Source organism: Lactiplantibacillus sp. DA1 (genome assembly GCF_032681335.1).
Classification (GTDB): Bacteria; Bacillota; Bacilli; order Lactobacillales; family Lactobacillaceae; genus Lactiplantibacillus.
The window spans coordinates 100,611-126,443 of the sequence record NZ_JAWHTQ010000005.1 but is presented as its reverse complement, the minus strand read 5'-3'; the positions used below and the strand labels follow the sequence as shown (position 1 = coordinate 126,443).

Annotated in this window: 19 protein-coding genes and 1 other annotated feature; of the genes, 16 read left to right on the top strand and 3 right to left on the bottom strand. The window is 41.9% G+C overall.

Annotated features, from left to right (window positions below; genetic code table 11):
• Window positions 1-61 precede the first annotated feature (61 nt).
• The 9 genes from RXV91_RS09210 (at window position 62) to RXV91_RS09170 (ending at window position 13,785) form a co-directional block, all read left to right on the top strand.
• A complete protein-coding gene (locus tag RXV91_RS09210) occupies window positions 62-1,339 on the top strand; it encodes an MFS transporter (RefSeq protein ID WP_316439623.1) in 1,278 nt (425 codons plus the stop codon).
• 29 nt (window positions 1,340-1,368) lie between these two features.
• A complete protein-coding gene (locus RXV91_RS09205) occupies window positions 1,369-2,946 on the top strand; it encodes an alpha-rhamnosidase (RefSeq protein ID WP_316439622.1) in 1,578 nt (525 codons plus the stop codon).
• A gap of 14 nt (window positions 2,947-2,960) precedes the next feature.
• Window positions 2,961-4,250 (top strand): MFS transporter, encoded by a 1,290-nt coding sequence (locus RXV91_RS09200; RefSeq protein WP_316439621.1) that lies wholly within the window; start codon window positions 2,961-2,963, stop codon window positions 4,248-4,250.
• Window positions 4,251-4,317: 67 nt separating this feature from the next.
• On the top strand, window positions 4,318-6,276 hold the full coding sequence (locus tag RXV91_RS09195) for an alpha-rhamnosidase (RefSeq protein ID WP_316439620.1): 1,959 nt from the start codon (window positions 4,318-4,320) through the stop codon (window positions 6,274-6,276).
• 185 nt (window positions 6,277-6,461) lie between these two features.
• The gene (locus RXV91_RS09190) at window positions 6,462-7,496 is read left to right on the top strand and encodes a LacI family DNA-binding transcriptional regulator (protein WP_316439619.1); all 1,035 of its coding nucleotides are present in this window, start codon (window positions 6,462-6,464) and stop codon (window positions 7,494-7,496) included.
• A 115-nt stretch (window positions 7,497-7,611) separates the two neighbouring features.
• The gene (locus RXV91_RS09185) at window positions 7,612-8,880 is read left to right on the top strand and encodes a PTS sugar transporter subunit IIC (protein WP_033609815.1); all 1,269 of its coding nucleotides are present in this window, start codon (window positions 7,612-7,614) and stop codon (window positions 8,878-8,880) included.
• Window positions 8,881-8,895: 15 nt separating this feature from the next.
• The gene (locus RXV91_RS09180) at window positions 8,896-9,345 is read left to right on the top strand and encodes a DUF3284 domain-containing protein (RefSeq protein ID WP_316439618.1); all 450 of its coding nucleotides are present in this window, start codon (window positions 8,896-8,898) and stop codon (window positions 9,343-9,345) included.
• Between the two features lie 123 nt (window positions 9,346-9,468).
• Window positions 9,469-11,703 (top strand): alpha-galactosidase, encoded by a 2,235-nt coding sequence (locus RXV91_RS09175; protein ID WP_316439737.1) that lies wholly within the window; start codon window positions 9,469-9,471, stop codon window positions 11,701-11,703.
• A gap of 15 nt (window positions 11,704-11,718) precedes the next feature.
• Entirely contained in the window at window positions 11,719-13,785 is a 2,067-nt protein-coding gene (locus RXV91_RS09170) for a beta-galactosidase (RefSeq protein WP_316439617.1), read from the top strand.
• A 280-nt stretch (window positions 13,786-14,065) separates the two neighbouring features.
• On the opposite strand, the gene brnQ is transcribed toward RXV91_RS09170, so the two are convergent.
• Window positions 14,066-15,457: a branched-chain amino acid transport system II carrier protein gene (gene brnQ / locus RXV91_RS09165; RefSeq protein WP_316439616.1), complete on the bottom strand. Its 1,392-nt coding sequence runs from the start codon at window positions 15,455-15,457 to the stop codon at window positions 14,066-14,068.
• Between the two features lie 94 nt (window positions 15,458-15,551).
• Window positions 15,552-15,807 (bottom strand) — a binding site (T-box leader).
• A gap of 145 nt (window positions 15,808-15,952) precedes the next feature.
• Here brnQ and RXV91_RS09160 point away from each other — a divergent pair.
• Window positions 15,953-17,689: an AarF/UbiB family protein gene (locus RXV91_RS09160; protein ID WP_316439615.1), complete on the top strand. Its 1,737-nt coding sequence runs from the start codon at window positions 15,953-15,955 to the stop codon at window positions 17,687-17,689.
• 223 nt (window positions 17,690-17,912) lie between these two features.
• On the opposite strand, the gene RXV91_RS09155 is transcribed toward RXV91_RS09160, so the two are convergent.
• Complete coding sequence (locus RXV91_RS09155) at window positions 17,913-18,563, bottom strand: MIP/aquaporin family protein (protein ID WP_260352176.1); 651 nt, start codon at window positions 18,561-18,563, stop codon at window positions 17,913-17,915.
• Between the two features lie 384 nt (window positions 18,564-18,947).
• On the opposite strand from RXV91_RS09155, the gene RXV91_RS09150 reads away from it, so the two are divergent.
• Genes RXV91_RS09150 through RXV91_RS09140 form a run of 3 tightly spaced genes read left to right on the top strand, consistent with a single transcriptional unit; the run spans window position 18,948 to window position 21,803 of the window.
• Window positions 18,948-20,141, top strand: coding sequence for an ATP-binding protein (locus RXV91_RS09150; RefSeq protein WP_316439614.1), 1,194 nt, complete (start codon window positions 18,948-18,950; stop codon window positions 20,139-20,141).
• A gap of 17 nt (window positions 20,142-20,158) precedes the next feature.
• The gene (locus RXV91_RS09145; RefSeq protein ID WP_316439613.1) at window positions 20,159-21,520 is read left to right on the top strand and encodes a DUF2201 family putative metallopeptidase; all 1,362 of its coding nucleotides are present in this window, start codon (window positions 20,159-20,161) and stop codon (window positions 21,518-21,520) included.
• Window positions 21,504-21,803: a hypothetical protein gene (locus RXV91_RS09140; RefSeq protein WP_021732241.1), complete on the top strand. Its 300-nt coding sequence runs from the start codon at window positions 21,504-21,506 to the stop codon at window positions 21,801-21,803. Before RXV91_RS09145 ends, RXV91_RS09140 begins: the two co-directional genes overlap by 17 nt.
• 100 nt (window positions 21,804-21,903) lie before the next feature.
• Here the strand turns inward: RXV91_RS09140 and RXV91_RS09135 are convergent, their stop codons facing one another.
• A complete protein-coding gene (locus RXV91_RS09135) occupies window positions 21,904-22,491 on the bottom strand; it encodes a TetR/AcrR family transcriptional regulator (protein WP_316439612.1) in 588 nt (195 codons plus the stop codon).
• Between the two features lie 932 nt (window positions 22,492-23,423).
• Between RXV91_RS09135 and RXV91_RS09130 the strand changes: the two genes are divergently transcribed.
• The 3 genes from RXV91_RS09130 to RXV91_RS09120 all read left to right on the top strand — a co-directional run bounded on the left by RXV91_RS09130 (window position 23,424) and on the right by RXV91_RS09120 (window position 25,825).
• Complete coding sequence (locus tag RXV91_RS09130; protein WP_316439611.1) at window positions 23,424-23,984, top strand: WxL domain-containing protein; 561 nt, start codon at window positions 23,424-23,426, stop codon at window positions 23,982-23,984.
• 43 nt (window positions 23,985-24,027) lie between these two features.
• A complete protein-coding gene (locus tag RXV91_RS09125) occupies window positions 24,028-24,720 on the top strand; it encodes a WxL domain-containing protein (RefSeq protein WP_316439610.1) in 693 nt (230 codons plus the stop codon).
• Window positions 24,721-24,811: 91 nt separating this feature from the next.
• The gene (locus RXV91_RS09120; protein WP_316439609.1) at window positions 24,812-25,825 is read left to right on the top strand and encodes a DUF916 and DUF3324 domain-containing protein; all 1,014 of its coding nucleotides are present in this window, start codon (window positions 24,812-24,814) and stop codon (window positions 25,823-25,825) included.
• Window positions 25,826-25,833 lie beyond the last annotated feature (8 nt).

Sequence of the window (25,833 nt, the reverse complement as noted above, 5' to 3'; positions counted from 1 at the left end):
TATGGTAGCCCTTACAGCAATCGCTTACAATGTTCATATAAATAAAAGGGAGGTTCTTCATATGAATAACGATGATACAGCGACTTCAATGGTTAAAAAATACCGGCCGTTAGCAGTCGCAGCAGGAATTGGTTCTATTTTAGGTTCAGGAATTATTGTTGGCTTATCTGCAACTATTACTGTATGGCAGAATGGCTTAGGCCTTACTAATAGCCAAGTTGGTATTATTTCAGGTGCATTAACTTTTGCAATCGCAATTGGTTCTTTATTAGCAGGTCAGATAACAAAGTCTTTTGGTCTAGTTAAATCATTTAATTGGTTAAACCTGATTTATGCGGTTGGTGCTTTGATTTGTGTCTTCTCGAATAATTATATCATGCTTTTGGTTGGGGTGATCATTACCGGGTTAGCATCGGGGGCTGATTTGCCGATTAGCTTAACCGTAGTTTCGCACGATGCGCCGGATGACAAGACCTCGGCTAGTTTAGTATCGTCGACGCAAATCTTCTGGCAAATCGGGGTTTTCATGTCTTATGTTTGTGCCTTTATTGTTTCTAAAATGGCCGGTGCTTCCGGTGCTCGGATTGTTTTTTCAATTTTAGCTATTTTTGCTTTGATTACTTGGGCATGGCGGACTTTTTCAACAAAATTCCGAGCGTTTCACGAAGAAGGCGAACAGCGGCGTATTGATCGTGAAACGGCTTCACAGACAACAGAAAAGGTTTCAATCAAGACCGTTTTTGCAGGCGCCAATAAAGGTCGTTTCATGGCATTCTTTTTCAGCATTTTGATTTTCTACGTTTGCTGGAACTTACTAGCTAATACGTTCGGACAGTTCCAAACGTTTACGTTGGTTCAAGCACATGCTAGTCAAAGCTTTGCAACTGGTGCTGGGATTGTACTTAACTTTATTTCGTTGTTAGCAACCATGGCTTTTGCATCAGTTGCTGGTGGTAAATATCGTAATAAGTTCTTCTTAGTTGGGATTACCGTTCAATTTTTGGCAATGCTCGGACTAGCGATGAGTAGTCATTCTTTATGGCCAATTGTCATCACGATTGGCTGCTACAACATTGGGAATAATATTGCCGGTGAAGCGATGTATAAGGTTTGGACACAAGAAGCGTTTCCAGTTGAAGTACGGGCATCTGTTCAAGGGTTTATTAATGGCTTTTCACGGGTATGTTGTGGTTTATTCGCCCTAATTACACCTGCTTTAGTTGTCCCATCAGCCATTCGTAACACAATGTTTGGCTTTGCCGCTATTGTCTTTATTAGTTTTGTAGCTGGGCTGACGATGATGCGATTGGAAAAGAAACATGGCATTAATAACTTTTAAACAAAGGATTTAGAAAGCGAGTGAAAGAGATGGCGTTTACTTTTCAGATCAATGATGATGTCCAGTTTCAGCATAATCAAGCCCTATTAGACAAATCAGCAAGCTATCGGCCAACATTGAAAGAAACAACCGTTAGCGCGGCGTCGATTGTAACGCTTGAACGTGATGCGCAATGTCTTGAAGGCTGGGGCGTTAAACGAGTTGCGCCCATTGAACGATTGTCGAGTTATGAGTTGAAACGTGATGACCGAATTATTATAGATTTTGGCGATCATCAAGTTGGCAAATTTAGTGTCAATATTAATGCTGTTGGTTCGCCAATGGATGCACCACTATGTTTTAAGATTAAGTTTGCGGAAATGCCTGCGGAATTAGCCCGCAAGAGTGAAGATTACGACGGTTGGTTGAGCAAATCTTGGATTCAAGAAGAAACTGTTCACTTAGATGTGCTGCCAACCACGCTAACGTTACCACGACGCTATAGTTTTCGTTATGCTGAGATCACAGTTGTTGATACGTCACCAAAATGGCGAGCTGTTTTTAGCAATCCGGTGGTCACTGCGACAAGTGCGGTAGACACTGCGATAGTGCCTCAACCGGAATTAGCCGACGCACAATTACAACGAATTTATGAGGTTGGCTTGAAAACATTAGCTGATTGTATGCAGGATGTCTTTGAAGATGGACCAAAGCGCGATCGGCGATTATGGATTGGTGATCTTCGGCTACAAGCATTGGCCAATTATGCAACGTTCAAAGATACAGATCTGGTCAAGCGGTGTCTGTATTTGTTCGGTGCGATGCCTACGACGGCTGGCCGGATTCCTGCCAATGTTTTTACTAAACCAACGGCAGTTCCAGATGACACCTTTTTGTTTGATTACAGTCTATTCTTTATTTCAATTTTGGCTGATTATGAGGCGTTTAGTTCTGATAAAACAGTTTTGAATGATTTATATCGTGTTGCTAAAAAGCAAATGGATTTGGCGTTGGAACAAGTTACTTCTGAAGGTAAATTGGAATTGACTGAAGAAAATCCGGTTTTCATCGACTGGTCAAACGATTTTGACAAAGAAACGGCTGGGCAGGCCATTATTATTTATACGCTAAGACAATTTATTACGCTTGCGGAACTGGTTAATGATACAAGCTTAGAGACCTATACAGCGATGCTGCGTAAATTAAGCCAGTACGGTAAAACTCAACTGTTTGATTCGCAATCGGGGTTATTTGTCTCAGGGGATCAGCGTGAAGTTAATGTGGCAAGCCAAGTGTGGATGACACTAGCACATGTTTTGGATCCTGAGCAAACCACGGCGCTCATGCAAACGACCGTCACGAAACTGTTTCCAATTACTGGTATTGCAACGCCGTATATGTATCACCACATTACGGAAGCATTATTTGAAGCAGGCTTAAAGCAAGAGGCCGTCCAATTAATGAAAGATTATTGGGGCAAAATGGTTACGCTAGGTGCGGATACTTATTGGGAAGCATTTGATCCTAATCAACCTGATTATTCGCCGTATGGGAGTCCCATTTTAAATAGTTATTGTCATGCTTGGAGCTGTACACCGGTGTACTTGATTAATAAGTACCTCGTTTAGGAGGAGTGTCTGCGATGGTTGACGAAAAAGTAAAGCTGAGTAAAGCAAACGTACTCTTAATAATTGTTGCTGGTCTAGCTTCCTATATGGATGCAGCGTTGCTCGTTAGTCTGGGAGTAGCGCTACCTATCTGGACAAAATATTTAGCACTGAATAGCTGGATGGTCGGACTCCTAAGTACTATGCTGACGGTCGCGGTTGCAATTGGTTCATTTGTGGGCGGCTGGCTGTCGGATAAATTTGGCCGGGTCGCGGTGTTTAATGCTGATATCTTTTTTGTCGCGATTGGTTCGTTTATTATTGCGATTGCACAAAATACGACGATATTGATTATTGGTGTTGTGATTGCTGGTTTGGCCTCTGGTGCTGATTTACCAACGTCATTGGCGGTTATTTCGGAACGGATGTCTAGTAAAGTTTATGGTCGGGCAATTTCTTCAACTCAGATTTTTTGGACGATGGGCATTTTGTTGTCACAGTTTATTGGTTTTATAACTGCTAACAGTGGTATGGGAAGCCCGGCAGCCTTATTTGGTTGGATTGGATTAGTGGCAATTATTAATTGGTGCGTGCGGGTCTTTTCAAAGCGTTTTAAACAGATTGAAACGGACTTAGTTGACCATGAACATGTGGAATGTGCATCTAACGGCCAATCGGTTAAGAAGTATCGATTAGGCCAGCTATTGCGAACAGGTGGTTTGTTAGTACCAATGATTCTACTAACTGTTTTTTATCTATTTTGGAATTTGCCGGCCAATACGTGGGGGTCATTTGTTAACTATTTCTTAGTGACTGTTGATGGCCGTACGCAAGCCTATTCGACAATCGTGGCATTAATTGCCAATATCGTGTGTCTGTTAGTTAACCTGATCTATTTAAAGGTTTCAGACACTAGGTATCGCTACCGAGTGATGTATTTAGGTATTGCCGTAGCATTGCTTTCCTTTGTGACTGCAGGGATCTTTAGTAATGACTGGCAGATTTTCACCGTTGTTTATATTTTCTACTCTGGTAGCACAGTATTATGTGGTGAGGCCCTTTATAAAATTTGGAGTCAGACTTTCTATCCAGTGGATGCACGGGCAACGATGACGGGCTTTTCTTATGGCTTAGTTCGGGTGCTGACCGCTGCTTTCTCACTAGTGACGCCAACATTAATGGGATATTCGCCGCAACTCTTATTGTGGATTATGGTCGGTTGCACGGTGCTATTTGGTGCCTGTGCAGTGATCATTGTCGCTATTATTAAGAAGACCGGTTTAAAAGATCCAACAATGAAATCGTTTTCTCGTGAAGCTGATTGATATTATTAAGAATTAAAATTGTAAGCCGGGCATTGCCGGGCTTATTTATTTAAAATCAAGGAGGATAATGCTCATGTCAAAAGAGGCTGTTTGGTTATGGTATCCTGGTGATTTTGAAATCCACCAAGGAATGTTACAAAATTTTAAACGTGAAGAACGTGGGATGGGTTGGCCTGCCTATTGGTATATTGATGATTGCAACCGTAATGTTAATTTTAAACGGCACTATGATTTAAAAGAATCCACACAATTCACAGTACTCGCCAAAGGAACGGGCTATGTTGATGTTAATGGCACTAAGTATCGCTTAAACCATGCGATTAACTGTGATGCGGGTGCGACTGATATTCAAGTGTTTGTTGGTAACGTTCAGGGATTGCCGTCGATTTATATTGTTGGTGAGATTATCAAATCTGATAGTGGTTGGCTAGCTAGCAATTTTGTCACCACATTACCCGCTGGTCACGATATTCTCTACACTGACCGTAACCAGGATCCTAATGTGATTGAATATCGGACAGAAAAAGTAGTGGCCAAATCACAACGGACAGTTGACGGTGGCGTTTTATATGATTTTGGTCGCGCTGTGAATGGAACTGTCACAGTCAAAACGAATGGGCCAGTTACGCTATGTTATGGGGAGTCCGAAACTGAAGCACGGGATGTTGAGATGTGTTATTACAAGCAGTCGGACGTTACAGCTACAACAAAGGTTCGTAAACGTGCGTTTCGATATGTCTTTGTGCCTCATTGTCAGTTAGGTGACATTGAATTAACTGCTATGCACGAATATATTCCTAAAAATAATCCCTCCAGTTTTACCTCTGATAATAAGTTGATCAATCAAATTTGGAATGTAGCGACGGAAACGTTAAACCTTTGCAGTGACTTGTTCTTTATCGATGGGATCAAACGTGATCGGTGGATTTGGGCTGGTGACGCGTACCAAGCTAATTTTATCAATCAATATTCTTTCTTCAACGAAGATATTGATAAACGGACGTTATTAGCGTTGCGTGGGCAAGATGATATTAAGCAACATATGAATACAATTGTCGACTATTCCATGTTGTGGGTGATTGGTGTTCTAAATCATTACCAGATGACGGGTGACCGTGAATTTCTCAAAATTATTTACCCTAAGTTAGAGAGTATGGTGCAATACTTTATTCAACAGACAAATGAGCATGGTTTTATTTATGGTCGGAAAAATGACTGGATCTTTGTCGATTGGTCAGAAATGGATAAACAGGGTACCGTGGCGGCTGAACAAATCTTATTACTTGAAGATTACAAGACAATTATGACTTGTGGTGAGGTCTTAGGCAAAGATGTGGCGGGCTACCAAGCGAAGTATGACCAGTTGTTTAAGAACTTAATGAAATACTTTTGGGATGATGAACAAGGAGCATTTATTGATAGTTATGAATCGGGTAAGCGGCACGTTACTCGTCATGCTAATATTTTTGCCATTTTGTTTGACGTTGTTGATGAGAACAAACAACAATTAATTTTGAAGAATGTTTTGTTGAATAATGCGATTACTCAAATTACCACGCCGTATTTTAAGTTTTTTGAACAAGATGCTTTATGTAAGCTGGGGGAACAACACCGTGTTTACCAAGTTTTATTAGACTATTGGGGCGGCATGTTAGATCGCGGGGCCGTGACCTTCTGGGAAGAATTCGATCCGTCACAGCATGGCAAGGATATGTATGCCATGTATGGTGATCCCTATGGTAAGAGCCTGTGCCATGCCTGGGGAGCCAGTCCGGTATATTTATTGGGTCGTCATTTTGTAGGATTACGGCCCACGGCTCCAGGATACCAGACTTTTGAGATCAAGCCTGAGTTATCAGAATTTCATCATTTACACACCGTGTTACCCATTAAAGGCGGTACCGTGACTGTCGTAAAAGATCAACACCAACTATCAGTCACTGCTAGCCGAGCTGGTGGGACATTGATTGTGGATGGGCAAAGACAATCTTTGGAACCTAATAGAACTGCGGTGGTCCCAGTGTAAATCTATAAAATGAGTCGTAATAGTCATCTTCTATTTTGGAAGATGACTATTTATTTATAATCAAAGGGCTGTTGAGAAGCAGAAATCAGCAAATATGAGGTGGATTTAATGCCCATAAAAAGATACTGTGATTGTAAACGTTTTAGATGTAAAATGTAAACAAACAGACTAAGGATGTGGCTACTATGGTTAGTATCAGAGATATTGCTCGAATGGCGTCGGTGTCACCAGCCAGTGTTTCGAGAATCTTAAATCATGATCAAAGTTTTAGTATTAACGAAGAAACGCGAAAGCGAGTTATTGATATTGCCAATCAAATGCATTATTCAAAGGATGCAAGCAAGAAAGGGCCTCGTTTCAATCATGACAGTATGCAAATTGGGCTGATACTCAGACATAGTCGAGAATCAGAATTGAATGATCCTTATTTTCATGAGATCCACAGAGGCATTGAATTGGAAGCAGCCAGGTGGCGTATGCGTGTGATAACACCATTTGGAATGAAGGATAAAGCAAAAGAATGGCAAACGTTAAATGATTTTGGTGCCATTATTATGGTTGGCGAAATGACTAATGAAGGCGTTGAAATGGTTAAGAAAGTCAATGACAATGTTATTCTAGTCGATAGTTATTCTGAACATCCAGGAGTAGATGTGATAAAAACTGATTTTTCGGAAAAAACACAAGAAATTCTAGATCTATTATACGAAAGTGGACACCGCAAAATTGCATTTATTGGTGGATACAATAGCATTGTGCGCCCAGATGGTAGTGTCCTTAGGGATAATCATGAGGTGCGTGCAGTTAGTTATCGTAACTGGATGAAGTTGCATGATTTACAGGATGGAATCAATGTTAAAATTGGTCGATGGTCCGCCGAAGATGGCATGACACTTGCAAAGGAGATATTACAAGACAATGATCGCCCGACTGCTATTATTGTCGCTAGTGATCCGATGGCGATGGGTGTTTATAAAGCTATCAGTAACTCTGGATTAACGATACCAGATGATATTTCTGTTGTGAGTTTTGATGATGTTGAGATGAATCAGTATTTGGTGCCTTCCCTTTCTAGTGTCCGTATGGAAGCTCGGGAAATGGGGAAAATGGCGGTGAAATTGGCGCGGGATAGAATGATTGAACCGAGTGGTATGCCGATGCAACTTATTTGTGCAAGCAAATTAATGATTAGGGAATCAGTGAAAAATATAAAAATTTAAATCTCCTATTGCGTAAACGTTTAGTAAACAAATACAATGTTCTTGTAAGCGCTTACCCATATAAAGATAGGAGATCAAGACAGTGAAAAAATTTAGTTCTGGTTTTCAAGAAAAGATGTCCTCGGCCTCACAAGCTATTGGTAATAATCGATATTTATTAAGTTTGCGAGACGGTTTCATGGTCGCTTTCCCAGCTACTATGTTTGGGTCAATTATGGTTATTCTTCAGAATTTGCCGACGACTTTTGGATTTGACAAAGTTATTCCAAAGGGAGTTAACACATTTCTGACAGATTTTTTTGGGCCTGTTAGCAATGCGACAATGTCAATTACTGCCCTATTTATTGTTTTTGGGATTGCGTATCAATTAGCTGGTCATTACCATCAACAAAAGATATTTGCAGGGGCAATTGCACTTTCTAGTTTTATCATGTTGTTACCAATCGGGAATGATAGTAAGCTTGGGGCATTTATTCCAATTTCAAAATTAGGTGCGCAAGGCATGTTTGTTGGGATTATCGTTGCTATTATTTCAACGGAAATTTATTGCAAAATCAGTGCAGCCAACATTACGATAAAAATGCCGAGCTCAGTTCCCCCGATGATTGCGGAGTCATTTATCGCTATCATCCCAGGGGCAGCACCACTACTATTCTTTAATATTATTCGTTACGCATTTACTTTTACTAAGTGGGGCAATGCAGTTGACTTTGTATATGAAATTTTACAACAGCCTCTGATGGGACTAGGTAGTACGTTACCGGCTGTATTGATTGCGGTTGCTGCAACTCAAATTTTTTGGTGGTTTGGTATCCATGGAACGTTACTTGTTAACTCTATTATCGATCCAATTATGGGTGCGTTAGCGATTCAAAATTATGAAGCATATAAAGCTGGTGCAACGCATCTACCACATATTATTAACACGACTTTCATGGGCGTTTTTGTTAATCAAGGGATGCAGTTAGGATGTGCAATTGTTTTTGCGTTTTTCTTAGCTAAATCAGTCCGAATGAAGAAAACGATGAAGATGGTTTTCGCACCTGCAATCTTTAATGTTTCTGAACCAATGACTTATGGACTGCCCATCGTTTTAAACCCAATCTTGTTTGTGCCATGGGTTTTAGCGCCATTAGTTTCAACGACCATTTCTTACTTTGCGATTGCCATTGGATTAGTACCACGTCCGATTGGTGCGACAGTTGTTTGGACGACTCCAATTTTCTTAGCCGGATGGTTAGGTACCGGGTCTATCGCAGGGGCTATATTGCAATTAGTAGATGTCGTTGTGATGACATTGATTTGGATTCCATTTTTGAAGGCCATGGATCGTGAATGGGTACAGGAAGAATTAAAGCCTACACCTGATGACTTAACTGAATAGGGAAGAGTGATGGTATTGAAAACTGACACGCTGTCGTATAAATATCGCTATCGAGCACTAAAATCGGAGTTATATCGTACGCTTATTTCAGAACAATTAAAATATTTTCAACGAACGGATAAAAGTATTCAAGTTCTAACACCTGGAACGACAATAGTGGCAAATTTACAGACAAAAATGCATCAATTAGTCACACAAAATACGATGAAAGTGAATATTATGAAGGCAGATGATACATTTCAGTTGGAAACACAACAGCCCTCAGGGAAAATTATTCAAACGTATAAATTTGATACAGAACGTTCCGGAGCGAAAATCTTGGTTTATTCAGAGCAAAATGTGTTTGAAAGTAATCGTAATCAAATGAACTTTATGATTTTTGGTTTGATGTATAAGTATTTTTATAACCGTGGTGTCAGAAAACGGATGCGATATTTAGATGATTTAGCGCAAAGTGTCGAATAATAAACCGTTCGTATAAGGAGCTCATAACATTGGTTTGTGGGCTCCTTGTACACACTAAATGAATGGTTTAAAAGTAGCAGAAAAGGGATAACTGAAATGATAGTAAGTAGCACGACAAATAAGATGTTTGAAATAATCAATGGACAGACTTTTCATCTATATAATCGTAAAGTTAGCTATGTGCTAACGATTATGGAAAATGGTCAATTAGGGCATTTATATTATGGAAAAAGCTTAGGTCCCTTGTCCATTGCGGATGTGGATTATCTGAAGGCTCAGAATAGTAAATCTGCTGGGACTGTCAAGTTTTCACCAGATACTGGCAATTTTACACTTGCTGATCGGGCTCAAGAATATCCAGTATATGGTTCTTCGGATTTTCGTAAGGGTGCTATTGATATTAGTTATAATCAGGAACCTTGGTATCTAGATTTTAAGTTTGCTGATTATTCGATTACGTCAGATAAGCCACGGAATTTAAATTGCCCTGAATCTTACGCAATCGGTAGTTCAGAGGCGACACAATTAAATGTACAATTGATCGATGTGGAACATCGTCTAGAGTTGGTTGAGCATTTTACAATTTTTGATAATCAAAGTGCCGTGGTGCGGAGTACAACTATTAAAAATCGTACGGGTAAGATGATTAATATTGAAAATATGATGAGTGCTACTCTGGAATTGCCCGATGATAAGTTTCAAATGATTAACCTATCTGGGGCGTGGCTCAAAGAGCGTCATGTGAAATTTCACAACCTAGAGCAAGGAACTGTTTCGGTAGAATCATTAAAAGGTGCATCAGGACATCAACATAACCCTTTTATTGCACTAATACGAAGCCAAAACTTGAACCAAGGAGAGGCCTATGCTAGTAATTTAATCTATTCTGGTAATTTTATAAGTCAAGTTGAAGTAAATGAATGGCACAAAACACGTTTAATGACTGGATTGAATCCAACCTATTTTGGATGGAAATTGGAAGCGAACGAGAGTTTTAAAACACCTGAAGCAGTGATTTATTACAGTAACCAGGGAGTTAATGGATTGATTGATGCATCTACAAACTTTACAAAAAAACATGTAATTGATCGTCGCTGGAGTCAGAGTGAGCGGCCGATTGTGTTCAATAACTGGGAGGCAACCTACTATGAGTTTGATGAGCAAAAGCTTTTAACACTGGCTCGCCAGGCTAAGCGTATCGGAATGGAGTGCTTTGTTGTTGATGATGGCTGGTTCGGTCATAGAAACAATGATCGAAGTTCATTAGGGGATTGGCGAGTTGATCCGCAGAAATTCCCACATGGAATTGACCTATTTGCTAAGCAGATTCATGAGTTGGGATTGCAAATGGGATTATGGTTTGAACCTGAGATGGTATCGCCTGATACCAGTTTATACAAAGAACATCCAGACTGGGTTGTGCGGCACCCTTATAAGTCTGTGTCGATTGGCCGTGGTCAGTACGTATTGGACTTCACAAATCCTGAGGTAGTCACATCGGTTTATCAACAAATTAAACCAGTCATATTAGCAACTAAACTAGATTACATGAAGTGGGATATGAATCGCAATATTACGGAAGCTTATTCGCCATACTTAAATAAGTGTAATATTCCACAAACTGAATTTTTCCATCGATATGTCCAGGGCGTCAATATGCTGTATCAATTGATACTAACTGACTTTCCAGATATCTTAATAGAAGGTTGTGCTGGTGGTGGTGGCCGGTTTGACCTTGGTACCTTATTTTATAGCCCGCAAATTTGGCCAAGTGATGATAGTGACGCAGTCGAACGATTATCGATATTGACTGGAACGACCTTAGCATATCCCCTATCGTCGTTTAGTAATCATGTTTCAGCAGTACCTAATGACCAGGTAGGAAGACAAACTTCGCTTGCTTTTCGGCAAATGGTGGCTGATTTTGGGCCATTAGGGTATGAATTGGATATTTCCAACTTACCATTGGATGAATTGGTACAGATAAAGAAGAATATTGAATTCTATCAGTGTCATCGTCAACTTTTTGTCAATGGGAGATTTAGACAACTACGATCAATCGATCCTCAGTCAAATGAAGTGATTTGGAGTGTAGAAAATGCTGATAGTACAGAGATTTTTGTTGGATTTTATCGAAAGCTGGCTACCCCCAATGCTAGTATTTTGAATTATGTTAAGTTACCCATGGTTAAGCCCAACCTAACTTATCAGATTGATGGTGGTGAAAAGGTCAGCGGTGCTATATTACAGCAATTAGGATTACGACAACCGTATCAATTTAATGGTGTCAATCTCGATACAGCAGAATTATATGGAGATTTTCAAGCTCACCTATATCACATTGTCAGTATTGAATAGCTAGGAGTGTGTTGCATGAATAAGTTAGAACTGGTTAAAGGCTTTTTACATGGTGGTGACTACAATCCTGATCAGTGGTTAAAACGACCGGATATTTTGGAACGGGATTATCAGTTGATGGATCAGTCGAAGATTAACACGGTTACTGTTGGTGTTTTTGCTTGGGGACGGCTTGAACCGGAAGAGGGTATTTACGATTTTGCATGGCTGGATGATGTTTTTGACAAAATGAATAGGCGAAATGGACATGTGATTTTAGCAACACCAAGTGGTGGGAGACCACGATGGATGAGTCAGAAATATCCTGAGGTTAATCGAGTTGATTCTGAAGGCCATCGTCATACCCATGGCTTCCGGCATAATCATTGCTATTCGTCCCCTATTTATCGAGAAAAAGTACATGAAATCAATACGCGCTTAGCAGAAAGGTATGGAGACAATCCAGCGCTTGTTTTATGGCATGTGTCTAATGAATACTCCGGGGAATGTTACTGTCCTTTATGTCAAATAAAATGGCGGGAGTGGGTGCAACATAAGTACAAGACACTTGACGCTTTAAATGATGCATGGTGCTTGAGTGTCTGGAGTGGCTTATACAGTGACTGGGCACAATTGTTACCTCCATCTTTATTGGGTGATAGCAAAGTTCATGGCATGGATTTAGACTGGCACCGGTTTGTGTCCGACATGACGATTGATTTTTATCAACATGAAGTTCAGCCCTTAAAGAAATTAACACCCAACATTCCTGTAACAACCAATTTTATGGCTGAGAGTTTAAAAGAAGGTCAATATACACCGCTAACGGGGTTAGATTATGGTAAATTCTCGAAGTCTTTGGATATAATCAGTTGGGATAGTTATCCTAGCTGGCATAATCGCTATGAAACTACTGCAGAAACTGCCATGAAGACGGCATATATTCATGATCAATTTTGGTCTTTAAAACAACGACCGTTTTTGATCATGGAGTCAACGCCAAGCTGTGTTAACTGGGGGCAATATAATAAAGCCAAACAACCCGGCATGCATCGGTTGAGTTCGTTTCAGCAGATTGCTCATGGATCAGATAGTACGTTGTACTTCCAAATTAGACAAGCGCAGGGGAATTCAGAAAAATATCATGGTGCTGTAATTGGACATGATGGTAGTTCAAACAGTCGTGTGTTTAAGGATGTGCAGCAGTATGGACGAGAATTGAAAGAAATTTCAGAAATTAAAGGAGCTATTAAGCATGTAAAAGTTGCTATCATTTTTGATTGGGATAGCAACTGGGCTTTGAATCGTGGTGGTGGTTTCGGTCGACCAACTAGGTTGGGAATACAAATGCTTCAAAAACATTATGCGAATTTTTGGCGAAAAGATATCGAGTGCGATGTTATAACGAGTAATATGGAGTTTTCTCAATATGATTTGTTAATTGCGCCGATGCTTTATTTAATACGACAAGATACGATGAAAAAATTGCAAAAATTTGTTCAAAGTGGTGGCACATTGGTATCTAGCTATTTTTCAGGCATGGTTGATAGCAATGATCGTGTGAATTTAGGTGGCTGGCCTAAACCGCTACAGGATATTTTTGGAATTGAGCCAAAAGAATTGGATACTTTATTACCAGGCGAGCACTACCATGTTAGTTTTAATCAAAAAGAGTATGAAACTACCGATTATGATCAAATAATGAAAGTTAAAAACGCATCAGTGCTGGGATACTACACAGACAACTTCTATGTTGGAACACCAGCAATTACACGGCATCAGTATGGTAAAGGAACGGCCTATTATATTGGTGCACGCTTGTCTACGGAATTCATTGAAGACTTTTATGATGACATTATTCAAAGCCTTGAATTAGATAATAGTTTTGTCGAATTGAGCAATCCGGTAGTATCAGTTCAAACTCGTTATAATGAGGATTATGCCTATCACTTTGTTATGAATTTTTCTGAACAAGCACAAATGGTTAATTTTCGACGTCCATCCTTTGATCTGCTCACACAGCGAGAAGTTACGAAATCAGTGCAAATTGATAAGTATGGGGTCATGATTCTGAAGGAAAGACAGAACAATACGTTGCACTAGATGAATATCTTGGTGAACTGATTTAGAGTTTTGGAAAGATGTTCATGATTAGGGCTTAGGAGAATCCAAATTAAACATGACTACTAGATATAGCGTGTAAAGTCGCTAAGACTGTTGAATAATTCATTTTATTTTCGTTACTAGAGACTCTAAATTAATCATGGCAGCATAATCAACAATGACTTATAAGGATTGGTTGTGATCAAATAAGCACTGCTCACAAAATAGTGGGCAGTGCTTATTTAGCATTCATTAAATTGTTTGAAAAGTACGATACCGGTTAGTGTTTCATCGGTACTTCCATGCCAGTGCTGGCTTTTGTTCGTTGTAACAGAAGATAGTGTCCAGCGCCAAAGACGGCACCAACTAGCGCAGGGACTAACCAATCCATTCCGCTGCTGGCAAGTGGTAAGAAGCTTTGCACATGCGCCATTGCTTGGCCGAAAGTACTTTGGCTAACGACGGCGGGGAAAGCGGCAACCATGTCAAAGACGGCGGGAACGACGGTGAAGACGACGACCCAAACATAGACGACACTTGACTTGTGGAAGAGTGGCGAAAGGATCGATAAGAAGATTAGTGCCATGGCTAACGGGTAAAGGAACATCAGGACGGGGGTGGACCAGGCAATGATCTGATTTAAGCCCACATTAGCAGTTAAAAATGAGGCGAGGCACGTGATTCTTAACCAGGCTTTGTAACTCAAGAAACCGAAGTGCTTATGGAAGTCCTGAGCGAAGGCGGCGACGAGCCCGATAGCGGTGGTCAAACAAGTGGTAATGATCAAGACGGCTAAAATGGCTTGTCCGACGCTACCCATGTAGTGATTAACGATTTGGTCAAAGGCGACCCCACCGTTATCGGACAATTTGAATTGACCTAACGATTGTGCACCTAATAAGATTAAGAGCACGTAAATCAAGCCTTCGAAGGCCATCGAGAAGAAGCCGGCGCGAGCCGTTACCCAAGCGGCCTTATTGGGATCGGTTTGGCCCATGAAATTAACGGCAGTAACGATGGTGACACCTAATGCCAGCCCAGCTAAGGCGTCCATTGTGTTATAGCCTTGCAAGAAACCATTGGTAAAGCCTGCGGTCTGATAGGCAGCAGTTGCACTGGTGCTACCGGCATGAGCTAGCGGACTGCTGAAAGCTACGGCGAAGATGGCGACTAATAATAGCAAAAATAATGGATTTAATAATTTGCCGACCCGCGCCATAATTTTGCTCTGTTCAACGGACAAGTAGTAGGCGAGTCCGAAAAATGCGGCGGAAAACAGCAGTAATGCGAGTGATTGATACTTTGCTGGGAAAAACGGTGCCAGACCCACGGTGAACGAAACGGTGGCCGTCCGTGGTGTCCCAAAGAAGGGGCCAATTGTGAAGTGAATGAGAACCATAAAGACAACGGCGAAGGTTGCACCTAATGGCTTTCCAATGTCATAAACCCCCTTGGACTTAGTGACACAGACGGCTAGAACAGATAGTAAGGGTAATAAGACCGCTGTGACTAGAAAACCAACTGCGGCAGTGCCCCAATGGCTGCCCGCCAGTTGGCCTAAGTGTAGCGGAAAAATGAGGTTGCCAGCCCCGAAGAATAAGGCGAAAATCATGGAACTTAAGGTGACGTAATCACGTTTGGTTAAGTTTCGCTTTTGAACTCGATTTAACATATCAACAGCACTCCCTTATTTGATTGAGACAATAATCATTAAATAAAAGTTGCGATTAACCAAAAAACGTCCTAATCTCTGAGTTAGACTCAGAAACCAGGACGTTTGAACACGTGTTACCACCTTAGCTTTGTGACTGCCTTACGACGAATCACCTCAATAAGTACGGCAAGTGGCCGGCCACTTGCGATACTTCGGCTCAATAATGGGAGCAACCAACAGCAACTAACGTGAAGCTCGTCACTGCCACTCAGAACTGATTTTCAACGATCTGGTCATGATGTCATTGCACCAAACTGACACTCTCTAAGCATTTTCAGAAGGTTTACTTTGTTCATCGACGTGTTTGTTAATCGATTTTTAATGTGATTATAATTTACAACCACGATGATCATTTGTCAATCTTTTTTCAAAAAAAGTTAGTTAGCTAGTGCGGATTCTTAAATAAAGATGGATAATAGCTGTAATAAGGAAATTTGTGAGGAGGGTCCGCTGATGACCAACAACAATGAGGAAAAGCCCCAATGGCAAGTGAATCAGAACCGCCATACCCGTTTTCGGACGATTGTCAGTGTCCTGCGGCGCTATAACGTTTTGAGCAATCTTGCACGTCAGAAGAATCCTGATCAAGTGCGCGCGGCGTTTGAAGAACTTGGACCGACGTTTATTAAAATTGGTCAAATTCTTTCTTCACGTACAGATATCGTTAAGCCAGAATTTGCTAACGAGTTTAAAAAATTGCAGAATAATGTCCGGGCTGATGACTTTAGCGTGGTTAAGCAAACCATTGAACGGCAGACGGGTAAACCAATCAACGAGATGTTCGCTCAATTTGACGAACAACCATTTGCATCAGCGTCGATGGGCCAGACGCACCATGCCACGCTGTTAAATGGACAAAAAGTCGTCGTGAAGGTCCAGCACCCAGGAATTGATGCTGAGGTGGCGTTAGATATTTCGTTATTTGAGCGAGCATTACCACTGTTACGTTATATCCCTGAATCATCGGTTGTTGATTTGCAAGAGATGGTTGGTGAAATTAAGCGATCGCTATTCAATGAATTGGATACTAGCATTGAAGTGAAGAATGGTTCGCGATTTTATCGATTAAATAATGCGGATGATATTATCCGGGTCCCTCGGGTTTATGCGAAGTATAGTACGCAAAAAGTACTCGTTAACCAGTATATGCCGGGAACGACGATTCAACATTTTATGGCGCAAATGCTTGCGGCCGATGAAGCGGGGGATCATCAGTACGATGAAGAACGTCGCTATTTAGCCCACGTCTTAGTGCAGAACTTTTTGAAACAAGTTTTTGAAGATGGCTTTTTCCATGCCGACCCCCATCCAGGTAATATCTTGTTGCGGGAGTTGCAGCCAGATGATATTGGGTATCGTGATACAGTTCCTAAGCATGGCGGGAAGATTGGTAAGCGACAGTTACCACCATATCGCTTAGTGTATTTAGATTTTGGTATGATGGGTGAAATTAGCCCAGCTTTGATGGCGGGTATTGCCAATGTAGTGGTGGCAGTGACAACTGAAGATACACACCAAGTTGGTAAAGCTATCTTAGCGATTTCTAATCGGACCGGAATGGTTGATGAAGAAGCGTTCTTTAGTGAGCTAGCGCCATTCTTAAGTCAGTATTATAATTCGGGGCTTGGTGACATTGATTTTCAAGGCTTATTGTTTGAAATGGTCAAGGTCTGTCGGAGTAATAATATTCAAATGAATCCGGCGGTTACCATGTTGGGTAAAGCCTTTGGAACGATTGAAGGAATTGTGGAGACGCTTGATCCAACGCTATCAATGATGGATGTGGCGCGACCGTTTGCTCGTAAGTATATTCGCGAGAATTTTAATTGGCGCAACGAACTGGAAGATGGAATGTTGGCCAGTCTTCAAAGTTTGCGTGATACACCGAAGATTCCATCACGCTTGTTGTCGGCCCTGGACACGTTTGAAAATGGTCAGACGCGGGTTAACCTTGTCTTTGCACACCGGAAAATGTTTATTGATCGCATTGATTCGATGGTCAATAAGGTCGTGCTGTCCGTTATTTTGGCAGCTTTGATTGTCGGATCGTCACTACTAGTTCAGAGCCATCCTGATAATAGTTGGATTACGAATATTGGCATCTTTGGCTACGTTTCAGCGGTCGTCGTCATTATTGGACTATTGATTGGAACGCTCCATTCTTGGTACACGCATTGGCGGCGAAAATGACCGTTAGCTAACGGTTCAGGTTGGCAAACTTGGTCATGTTTTTACATCGAGTTGTCTCGGAAAGTTTAACAAGTAACAGCAGGGCTGCTATGTGGCCAAGTAAGTATTGAGCACATGAAAAACAGCGCTACGGTGATGATTCCAAGCCATAAAATCATCACCGTAGCGCTGTTTTTGTTACCATGCATCGTTATTAAATTGATAGAGCAACTATTATTGTTAGTTAGTCTTCTGAACCCATAACCCGGGCACAGAATGCAGCCAAAATCGCGCCGACTTCTGGTGCTAAGATGTAGACCCAGAGGTGTGATAAAGCACTACCACCGGCAAAGATAGCGGGACCAATCGAACGGGCTGGGTTCAACGAACCACCCGTTAAGTTGAGGGCGACAATGATTAGAAATGCCAAGGTAACCCCAATCGTTAAGCCGGCAAAGTCTGCATTACCGTGGTCGCTACTAGTGACGTTCAAAATAACCATTAAGAACAAGAACGTGACTAACGCTTCGACAAAGAAGGCCATGCCACTGCTGATTTTTGGAAAATCAGTTTGACCAAGCGACGTTGCGGATAGGCCTAACGCACTCACAAATGACTTAACCGCTGCGGAAGCAACGATGGCCCCAACGATTTGAGCAATGATGTAGCCAATAGCATCGGCGGCATCGATGCGACGGTTGATTAACATCGCCGTCGTTACGGCGGGGTTAAAGTGGCCACCTGAAATACCACCAAAGGCATAGGCGGAAACGGTAATTGCTAACCCGAAGGCTAACCCAATAGCGAGGACGTCACCCTTAGCAATCACGACGGTTGCAGTCCCCAAGAAAACTAACATAAATGTGCCGAGAAATTCGGCGAGATACTTGCGCATAGTTGCACACTCCCTTTTGAATAATTGCTAACTTAACCTATTTTACAATACCTGACTGGAAAAACAGCGGAATTTGCTTGATTTGTGAATGTTTCTCATAAGAATTTTATAATTATTTTAATTGATGATTACCGTTATAAATGCTGCCATATAAGCGTTTTAAAACGATTGAAAGCGGATCATATTTTATTTAATAAAAAAATTGTGTTCAAGGGGTGACTATTGCTAGGGGGTGGCATGATTGGCGAGTAGCCTAACGTTGTGGCAAACGTGAATTGCGGTTAATCATGAATTCTGTTCTATAATGGTTAGGGTAAGTAAGTTGATGTTTTTGAAAACGAATCAATTTTGTTTCACGTGAAACAGTGAAGGAAGGTTTAATTAATGGCGTTATCATATCAAGCTTTGTTGACGGCGGTTCCAGTTGTTTTAAAAGCTGGCAATGTGCCGAATATTGTCGGGGAAGCCGGCATTGGAAAGTCGGCCTTAGTTGCCGAAGTGGCGAAACAGATGGGCGCCCAATTATATACGACGGTCGTTAGTTTATCCGAAAAGGGGGACTTAGCGATTCCGGTCCCGCCATTGACTAGCGATTCATTTATTCAGACGAAACGCTATGGTCAGTTAGCGGACGTTCAATTTGGTTACGCGCATACATTAATTGAAATTATCCAGTATGCTGAGCAGCATCCTAAGCAACCGATTTTATGGTTCCTAGATGAATTTAATCGTGGGACACAAGCTGTTCAAAGTGAATTGATGAATTTAGTATTGCAACGGACAATCAATACTTTGAAATTACCAGAGCAAGTACAATTGATCATTGCTGAAAATCCTGATGCTAGTATGACTGGATTCGAAAATAGTACCTATGGTGTGACTGCCGGCGATGCGGCTATTAAAGATCGAACCGTGCGCCTAGTTATGCGGGCTGATGTGGCGGATTGGCTTGCTTGGGCACAACAACTTGATGAACGCATGGATCGACCGAACATTCATCCACTAGTCCAGCAGTTCATTAGTGAAGACGTGACGCGACTCAATCAAGCTGATATGCAAGCTGATTTAACAGCAACACCACGTGCGTGGGCGCGTGTTTCGGCCAATCTATATGAAATCGAACAACTGCCTGCGGATCAACAGACAACTGTGGCGTTGGATATCTTTCAAGGTGATGTTGGGACCGAACTAGGACTCGTGTTCGAGCGATTCTTGGAACAACAGGCGATTCATCTAACACCAGCAATGATTTATGACAGTCAACCTGTGGGATCAGTGGTGCCGGCACCTATTCTCAAGCAATTTACAGCCATGAATGAGATTCAAAAGCGAACAGTCTTGGCTAGTTGTTTGGCATTAACTACAACGTATCCGTTGACGGATGACCAGCATGCTGGCCGCTTTATGCAATTACTACAAACGCTTAGTCAGGATGGTCAGTTCGCATTGGTTCAACAGATCGGCCATAAACGGGACTTATTAAAACAACTATATACAGCGAATGTGGCTAAACAGAGCCCATACGTTACGGCTTTATATCAATACTTACAGCAAGTAGCGAGCTGGTCAAATCAGTAAAAGGGTGGTGAACAGCTATGGTTAACAATGCCAATGAGTACGCACAGTGGCGGCAAGCGATGTTGGTGGCTCCTACAGCTGATTTATCCCAAAGCGGTGCGACCATGGTTAGTCGGGCAATCATTGAATTACTAGCAACTGATCAGTTTTATGGTGAACTATTGACCCGCCTACCAAGACAATTGAATGCCACGTTAACGACACCGTTTGCATTGACCTGGCTCGATAACCATCTGGTCTTGCAATACGCGCCCAGTGCGATTGCTCAAGTATTTGCCCGTTTTGATTATTTGCAGGCCGGTTTAAAGCACGTGGCGTTACACGTTGTTTGGCAACACCCATTACGCTATCGTGAACAAGTCAAACAGCAGCCACGTTTGGTAACACTAGCGACTGATCTGGCCGTTAATCAATATGTCGACGGACTACCTAAGGATGCGGTCAGTTTAGCGACTATCCAGTCCTTAGTTAAAGAAAGATTGCCACGGCGAGCGGATTCTGGCCGTTATTTAAAATTATTACAGCAACAATCACGTTCACAGCAGCGTCAACAACCGGGTCAGACGACACCGCAGTCAACGTCGAATAAGCCGCAACGACGGCTTACTCAAGGGCGCGACCAGCAAATGATAACGGGATTGATTGACGATTCAGGTAGTTGGTCGGCCCCAGGGCAATTAACGAATCCCAATTTGGCAACGGCTCGCTTGCAACAGTTGGCGAAGGAAGCTTGGCAGCAAACTAATGAGGCTGGCCGCGGTTTAGTAGCAGGAAATGTCCAATCCCAGTTAGCCGTAATTGCGCAGCCAGCACAAATTGATTGGCGTCAATTATTGGTACGGGGGCTTGGACGAATTCCCAGTGGCAAGAAGCCGTCACATGCACGTTTCAATCGGCGTCAGCCAGCCCGGATGGAATTGCCTGGACAGATTGGGGATACGCGGCTAGATTTGCAAGTTTATGTGGATAATTCAGGCTCTATTAGTGATGCGACGCTCCAACAATTACTGGCTCAGGTGGCGGCCTTAACCCGGATGTGCTCAACGACAATTACCGTCAAGCCATTTGATGCGATCGTGCAACCTGGACAAACTTATCAAGTGACGCTCCCACAGCATATTCGGTTTACGCGTCGTGGTGGTGGTGGAACGATTTATCAAAGTATCTTTGATGATTTAGCAGCGCAACATAAGACTAATGCGACGACCTTAGTGGTGATTTTGACGGATGGCCGGGGCGAGCGCCATATTGATACGCATCGATTTACGAACGTGATTTGGCTTTTATCCCGAACGAATGACCAGCTATCTGTCCGACCGATTGTCGGTCGCGTGATTAATTTGAATTTAGGAGATGAACAATATGGGCATGCCACTTAAACCGGACGATATGCAATCGTTATTGACCCATGATCGACGCTATCAACGGGCTAGTGCGATTTTAACGGATCAATGGCAACGGATCATGGCGGATGAAGAACTGGCTTATCGGCAGCAAATTACCATTGACGATTTACGGTTTGCGAAAGCATTGTTAGCCAGTGAATTGTTGACTAGCCCGTTTGAGTTTGAACACTATGCGGGCGTTCAGCATTTGCGGCAACACTATGGTAGTCATCTCACTGGCGCGGCGCAAAAATGGTTGGTACAAAAGTATTTGTAAAGTCGGTCGGTCATGCTTGAAATTCAAGTCAAATAAAAATAAGCGGGTTGCTCCATGGTTCTGGAGAAACCCGCTTATTTTTATGATTTAAGTGATGTCATTAGTGTCGAGCTAAAAAGTTTAGCCAAGCTTGTTGACGTTGTTGAATGTTAGGCTGGCTACCTTGACGGAGGCGTGTTTGTAAGCCAATCCGTGCTTCTAGTAATGATTGTGCTAGGCTCATGCTGGATTGTTCATCAGTGATTTGCTCGTTAGCTTGACCTTTTAAGATGACCGCAGCCATTAAGGTCAGGTAATCATCATAAAACCAGTTGGTCGCTCGTTGAACATCAGCATCAGTAGTGCCGAACTCTGCGACCGCGTTGGCCATAAGGTCACCTGCTGGTTGGTCGGTCGCCGTTAGATCACGACTGAATAGCATACTGAGAATGGTCAGAGGTGCAGCGCCATCTTGTTCTAAATGCTGCATGGCTTGCGTGCAGCGCATTAAAGTTTGTTGGTGATATCGTTGGAGGCTACGCAAATAAAGGGTGTGTTTATCCCCAATGGCGTTATATAAGCTTTGTTTTTTGACACCACTAACCGTTACAATTTCGTCCATGGACGTGTGATAATAACCTTGTTGCCAAAATAAATGCATTATTTTTTCGATAACCTGATCATCTTGGAATGTTTTTTTAGCGGGCAAAATCAGAACCGCCTTTCTGGTTAAAATGAGTACTTCAAGTATACCATAGCGTAATGCAACCCTTAGTAAATGCATATTAACGGATAAACTGATTTGATTAGGAAACTGTTACTGTTTTGAAAGCTGATTTTAATTAGTTGGAATTTTAAAGTTTTGAAACCGGTAAAAAAATATCAGTATTAAATCGATTACAGAATTTTATAAAATAAAGAGGAATTAATATAAATTCCCGTTGTTACAGTGATATTCCAGTTTTATATAGCAATTTAATATTTATAGTTATTAATGCTTTTAGCTAATATTAACCCTCATTGAAGTTTAATGATAATATAATGTTGATGGCTTATTTAGTTGAATACGACAACCATTTGGCCATAATCCGATAGTTGTTAACTGCGAGAAAGCTCATCGTTAAACTGATTGAGGTAGTTTATATAAAAATATTTGTATTAGCTATAATATTAAAAATAGCTCATAAGTCTGTTAAAATAGCGATTTTAATTAACAGTTAAGGGGCGTCATCAATTGACAGCGATTCCAAAAGCATGATATATTTTCGTTGCTGATAGGGTTACTCACAACGATTCACTATTAGTAGCAAGGCTTAATAACTGAAGATAAGCTCAAGTCCATTTCTGGAAAGGACGTGGTTATATTACTTGGACAAGCGGATTTTTAACCTTTGGGATTAGTCGGATAATCGGGTTACCAGTAGCTGCTGATACACAAGCTGGTACTTACCATTTAACGATCACGTCTAATTCAAATGCAGCGGCCGATACAATCGGGGGTCCACTAAAAAGTGTGTTGCCACAAATGAATGAAACCCAGCAGTGGCTTCTGGTCGGTATTGGCATATGTGGACTTAGTTTGCTAACGTTATTGATTCTAATCTGGTGGCGCAACCGTCAAACAATAAAGGAGCAACCAAAATGAAAAAGTATATCGGAACACTCGTTGCAGGCATGACACTAATGGCAGGATTCCCACTAGTAGGGCAAGCGGCCGATAAAACGACCGAAGCGACAGTTACTTTGGAGCAAGATCCAGAAAACAAAGATATTACCTTAGATGAAACACCGGCCGTTGACTTTGGAACGCAGCAAATAATTAATGACAGTAAGTCTTATAACGCTACCACTGTGACTAATGACTTAAAAGTAACCAATCCTGGGAATACTGACGGTTGGTCAGTGCAAGTTCAAGGAACGAAATTCTTGGATGGTGATCGTGAACTACGGGGTGCTGCGTTAACCTTCGCTAAAGTCGATGCCATAGCTGATGATACTGGTAACCAGTCAAAAGCAACTACTAATGAAGTGACTATTAATGAAAGTAACCAAGCCATCATGGCCGCTGCGGCTAACGAAGGGATCGGTAAGTTTACTAGTAAGTATGCGACCGACAAAGTTTCTCTCTTGATTCCTGCTGGTAACGCGGCTGGCGCATACAAGTCAACCTTGACATGGACATTAGGCAACGCCCCTAGTTAATCTAATCAGATTAATGCGTCAGAGGAAAACTGAGGTGTGACCGATGAAAATAGGATTGTTGGTAACGGGACGGTTACTAATGACGGCAGCCAGTTGTCTCATCATTAGCAATTGGCGCTGGATGACGGTAACACACGCTGCAACGACACAGTCACAGGTGCAAGTAAAGTTGACGCCTTCGGATGATGACAATGCCGTTTCTCCGGTTGATCCTGATGATCCTAGCAAACCATATCCTGGTGATTCGGTTGATGGCGGCAACGTAGCCGGTACGGGTTCGCAGGGCAACTTAACCATTGATTTTATTAGTAATCTTAGATTTAATGCGATTACGACTGCCGGTGGTCCGGTCAGTACGACGGCTCAAAATGAACGGGCGATGATTCAAATAACAGATCGGCGCGCATCGGCAGCTGGTTGGGCTTTGCAAGTAACCCCCAGCCCGTTACAAAGTAGCCAGCAGACATTAACGACGTCTTTGAAGTTGGGGACCATTCAATTACGGCCGGGGGCTGGGAACGTTAGTACAGCACCTAGTGTTGTTAATACTGATGAACTAGTTGCCGGGATTGCTAACAATGTGGTGACCGCTAAAGCCAATACTGGTCTAGGAACTTGGTTAGTGGTTTTGAATCGGGGTCGTGAACTAACGCAACTTCAGATTTATGATCGCCAACTGACTGCCGGCGATTATACGGGCACACTAGCTTGGTCGTTGATGAATACTCCTAGTTGAATGGTTTGATTGAAGCTGCTACTCGTAAGAATGGCAGCTTCAATCATACATAGCACGTTACTTACCGTTGAGGAAAGGAAGGGTAAAGCATATGAAAAAAATATTTTGGCAGTTATTAGCAGTAGTGGGTATGACTATGGCCGGGGTGATGATGACTGCCAAGGCCGATGATTTAAATTATACGGTTCAGGCTAATCTACCTGATAACCAAATCAATCAAAAAGTATCATATTTTGATTTAAAAGTCACGCCGGGACAAACACAAAACTTAACGTTAAATATTAAAAATAATGATAGCAAAGAACATCGGTATACGGTTTCACCCAATCTAGCAGTGACAAATGAGAATGGAATTATTGATTATAGTCAAGCTAAGGCAAAAGCGGATCGCTCATTGAAGTTCAACATTAAAACGGCATTGTCTGATGTTCAGACGGTGGCGGTGCCCGCTAAAACGACTAAAAAGGTGACGGTTAAATTAACAGTTCCAAAAAAGACGTTTAAGGGAATTGCGCTTGGTGGGATTAATATCGTTCAGGAATTAAGTACTGAGGCCAAGCAGTCCAGTAGTGGGATGGCTATCAATAATCAATATGCTTATGTGATCGGCTTACAGTTGCAAGAGTCAGACCCGGCGAATATTAAACCTGATATGAAGTTACATCAAGTTAAAGCTAAACAACGTAATTATCGTAATTACGTGACGGCTAATTTACAAAATACCCAGCCGGTTATCATGCATGGACTAAAAATTAAGAGTTACGTGACGAAGGTTGGTTCATCCAAAAAGGTTTTGACAGCAACTAAAGAGAATATGTCAATGGCCCCTAATAGTAATTTCGATTTTGCCATTGGTGATGGCACTCAGCAACTAAAGCCTGGCAAATACACGTTACACTTGACGGCAACCGCCGATAAGGGTAAATGGCAGTTCACCAAGAACTTTACAATTACGAACAAAGAAGCTGAGACATTAAACGATACGGCTGTTACGGAAAAACAAGCAGACTATTTCTGGTGGTTTGTTGCGTTAGGTATCGTCATCATTGGCTTGCTGGCTGCAATTATCTGGTTGCTGCTGAAAAATCGCCGTCGTCAGGATTAACTAGCGAG

Coding starts and splice junctions, on each gene's coding strand:
- RXV91_RS09205 (WP_316439622.1), top strand. CDS start 1,369: ATGGCGTTTACTTTTCAGATCAATGATGATGTCCAGTTTCAGCATAAT.
- RXV91_RS09210 (WP_316439623.1), top strand. CDS start 62: ATGAATAACGATGATACAGCGACTTCAATGGTTAAAAAATACCGGCCG.
- RXV91_RS09120 (WP_316439609.1), top strand. CDS start 24,812: ATGAAAAAAATATTTTGGCAGTTATTAGCAGTAGTGGGTATGACTATG.
- RXV91_RS09130 (WP_316439611.1), top strand. CDS start 23,424: ATGAAAAAGTATATCGGAACACTCGTTGCAGGCATGACACTAATGGCA.
- RXV91_RS09170 (WP_316439617.1), top strand. CDS start 11,719: ATGAATAAGTTAGAACTGGTTAAAGGCTTTTTACATGGTGGTGACTAC.
- RXV91_RS09190 (WP_316439619.1), top strand. CDS start 6,462: ATGGTTAGTATCAGAGATATTGCTCGAATGGCGTCGGTGTCACCAGCC.
- RXV91_RS09125 (WP_316439610.1), top strand. CDS start 24,028: ATGAAAATAGGATTGTTGGTAACGGGACGGTTACTAATGACGGCAGCC.
- RXV91_RS09150 (WP_316439614.1), top strand. CDS start 18,948: ATGGCGTTATCATATCAAGCTTTGTTGACGGCGGTTCCAGTTGTTTTA.
- RXV91_RS09175 (WP_316439737.1), top strand. CDS start 9,469: ATGTTTGAAATAATCAATGGACAGACTTTTCATCTATATAATCGTAAA.
- RXV91_RS09195 (WP_316439620.1), top strand. CDS start 4,318: ATGCTCATGTCAAAAGAGGCTGTTTGGTTATGGTATCCTGGTGATTTT.
- RXV91_RS09185 (WP_033609815.1), top strand. CDS start 7,612: ATGTCCTCGGCCTCACAAGCTATTGGTAATAATCGATATTTATTAAGT.
- RXV91_RS09160 (WP_316439615.1), top strand. CDS start 15,953: ATGACCAACAACAATGAGGAAAAGCCCCAATGGCAAGTGAATCAGAAC.
- RXV91_RS09200 (WP_316439621.1), top strand. CDS start 2,961: ATGGTTGACGAAAAAGTAAAGCTGAGTAAAGCAAACGTACTCTTAATA.
- RXV91_RS09145 (WP_316439613.1), top strand. CDS start 20,159: ATGGTTAACAATGCCAATGAGTACGCACAGTGGCGGCAAGCGATGTTG.
- RXV91_RS09140 (WP_021732241.1), top strand. CDS start 21,504: ATGGGCATGCCACTTAAACCGGACGATATGCAATCGTTATTGACCCAT.
- brnQ (WP_316439616.1), bottom strand. CDS start 15,457: ATGTTAAATCGAGTTCAAAAGCGAAACTTAACCAAACGTGATTACGTC.
- RXV91_RS09155 (WP_260352176.1), bottom strand. CDS start 18,563: ATGCGCAAGTATCTCGCCGAATTTCTCGGCACATTTATGTTAGTTTTC.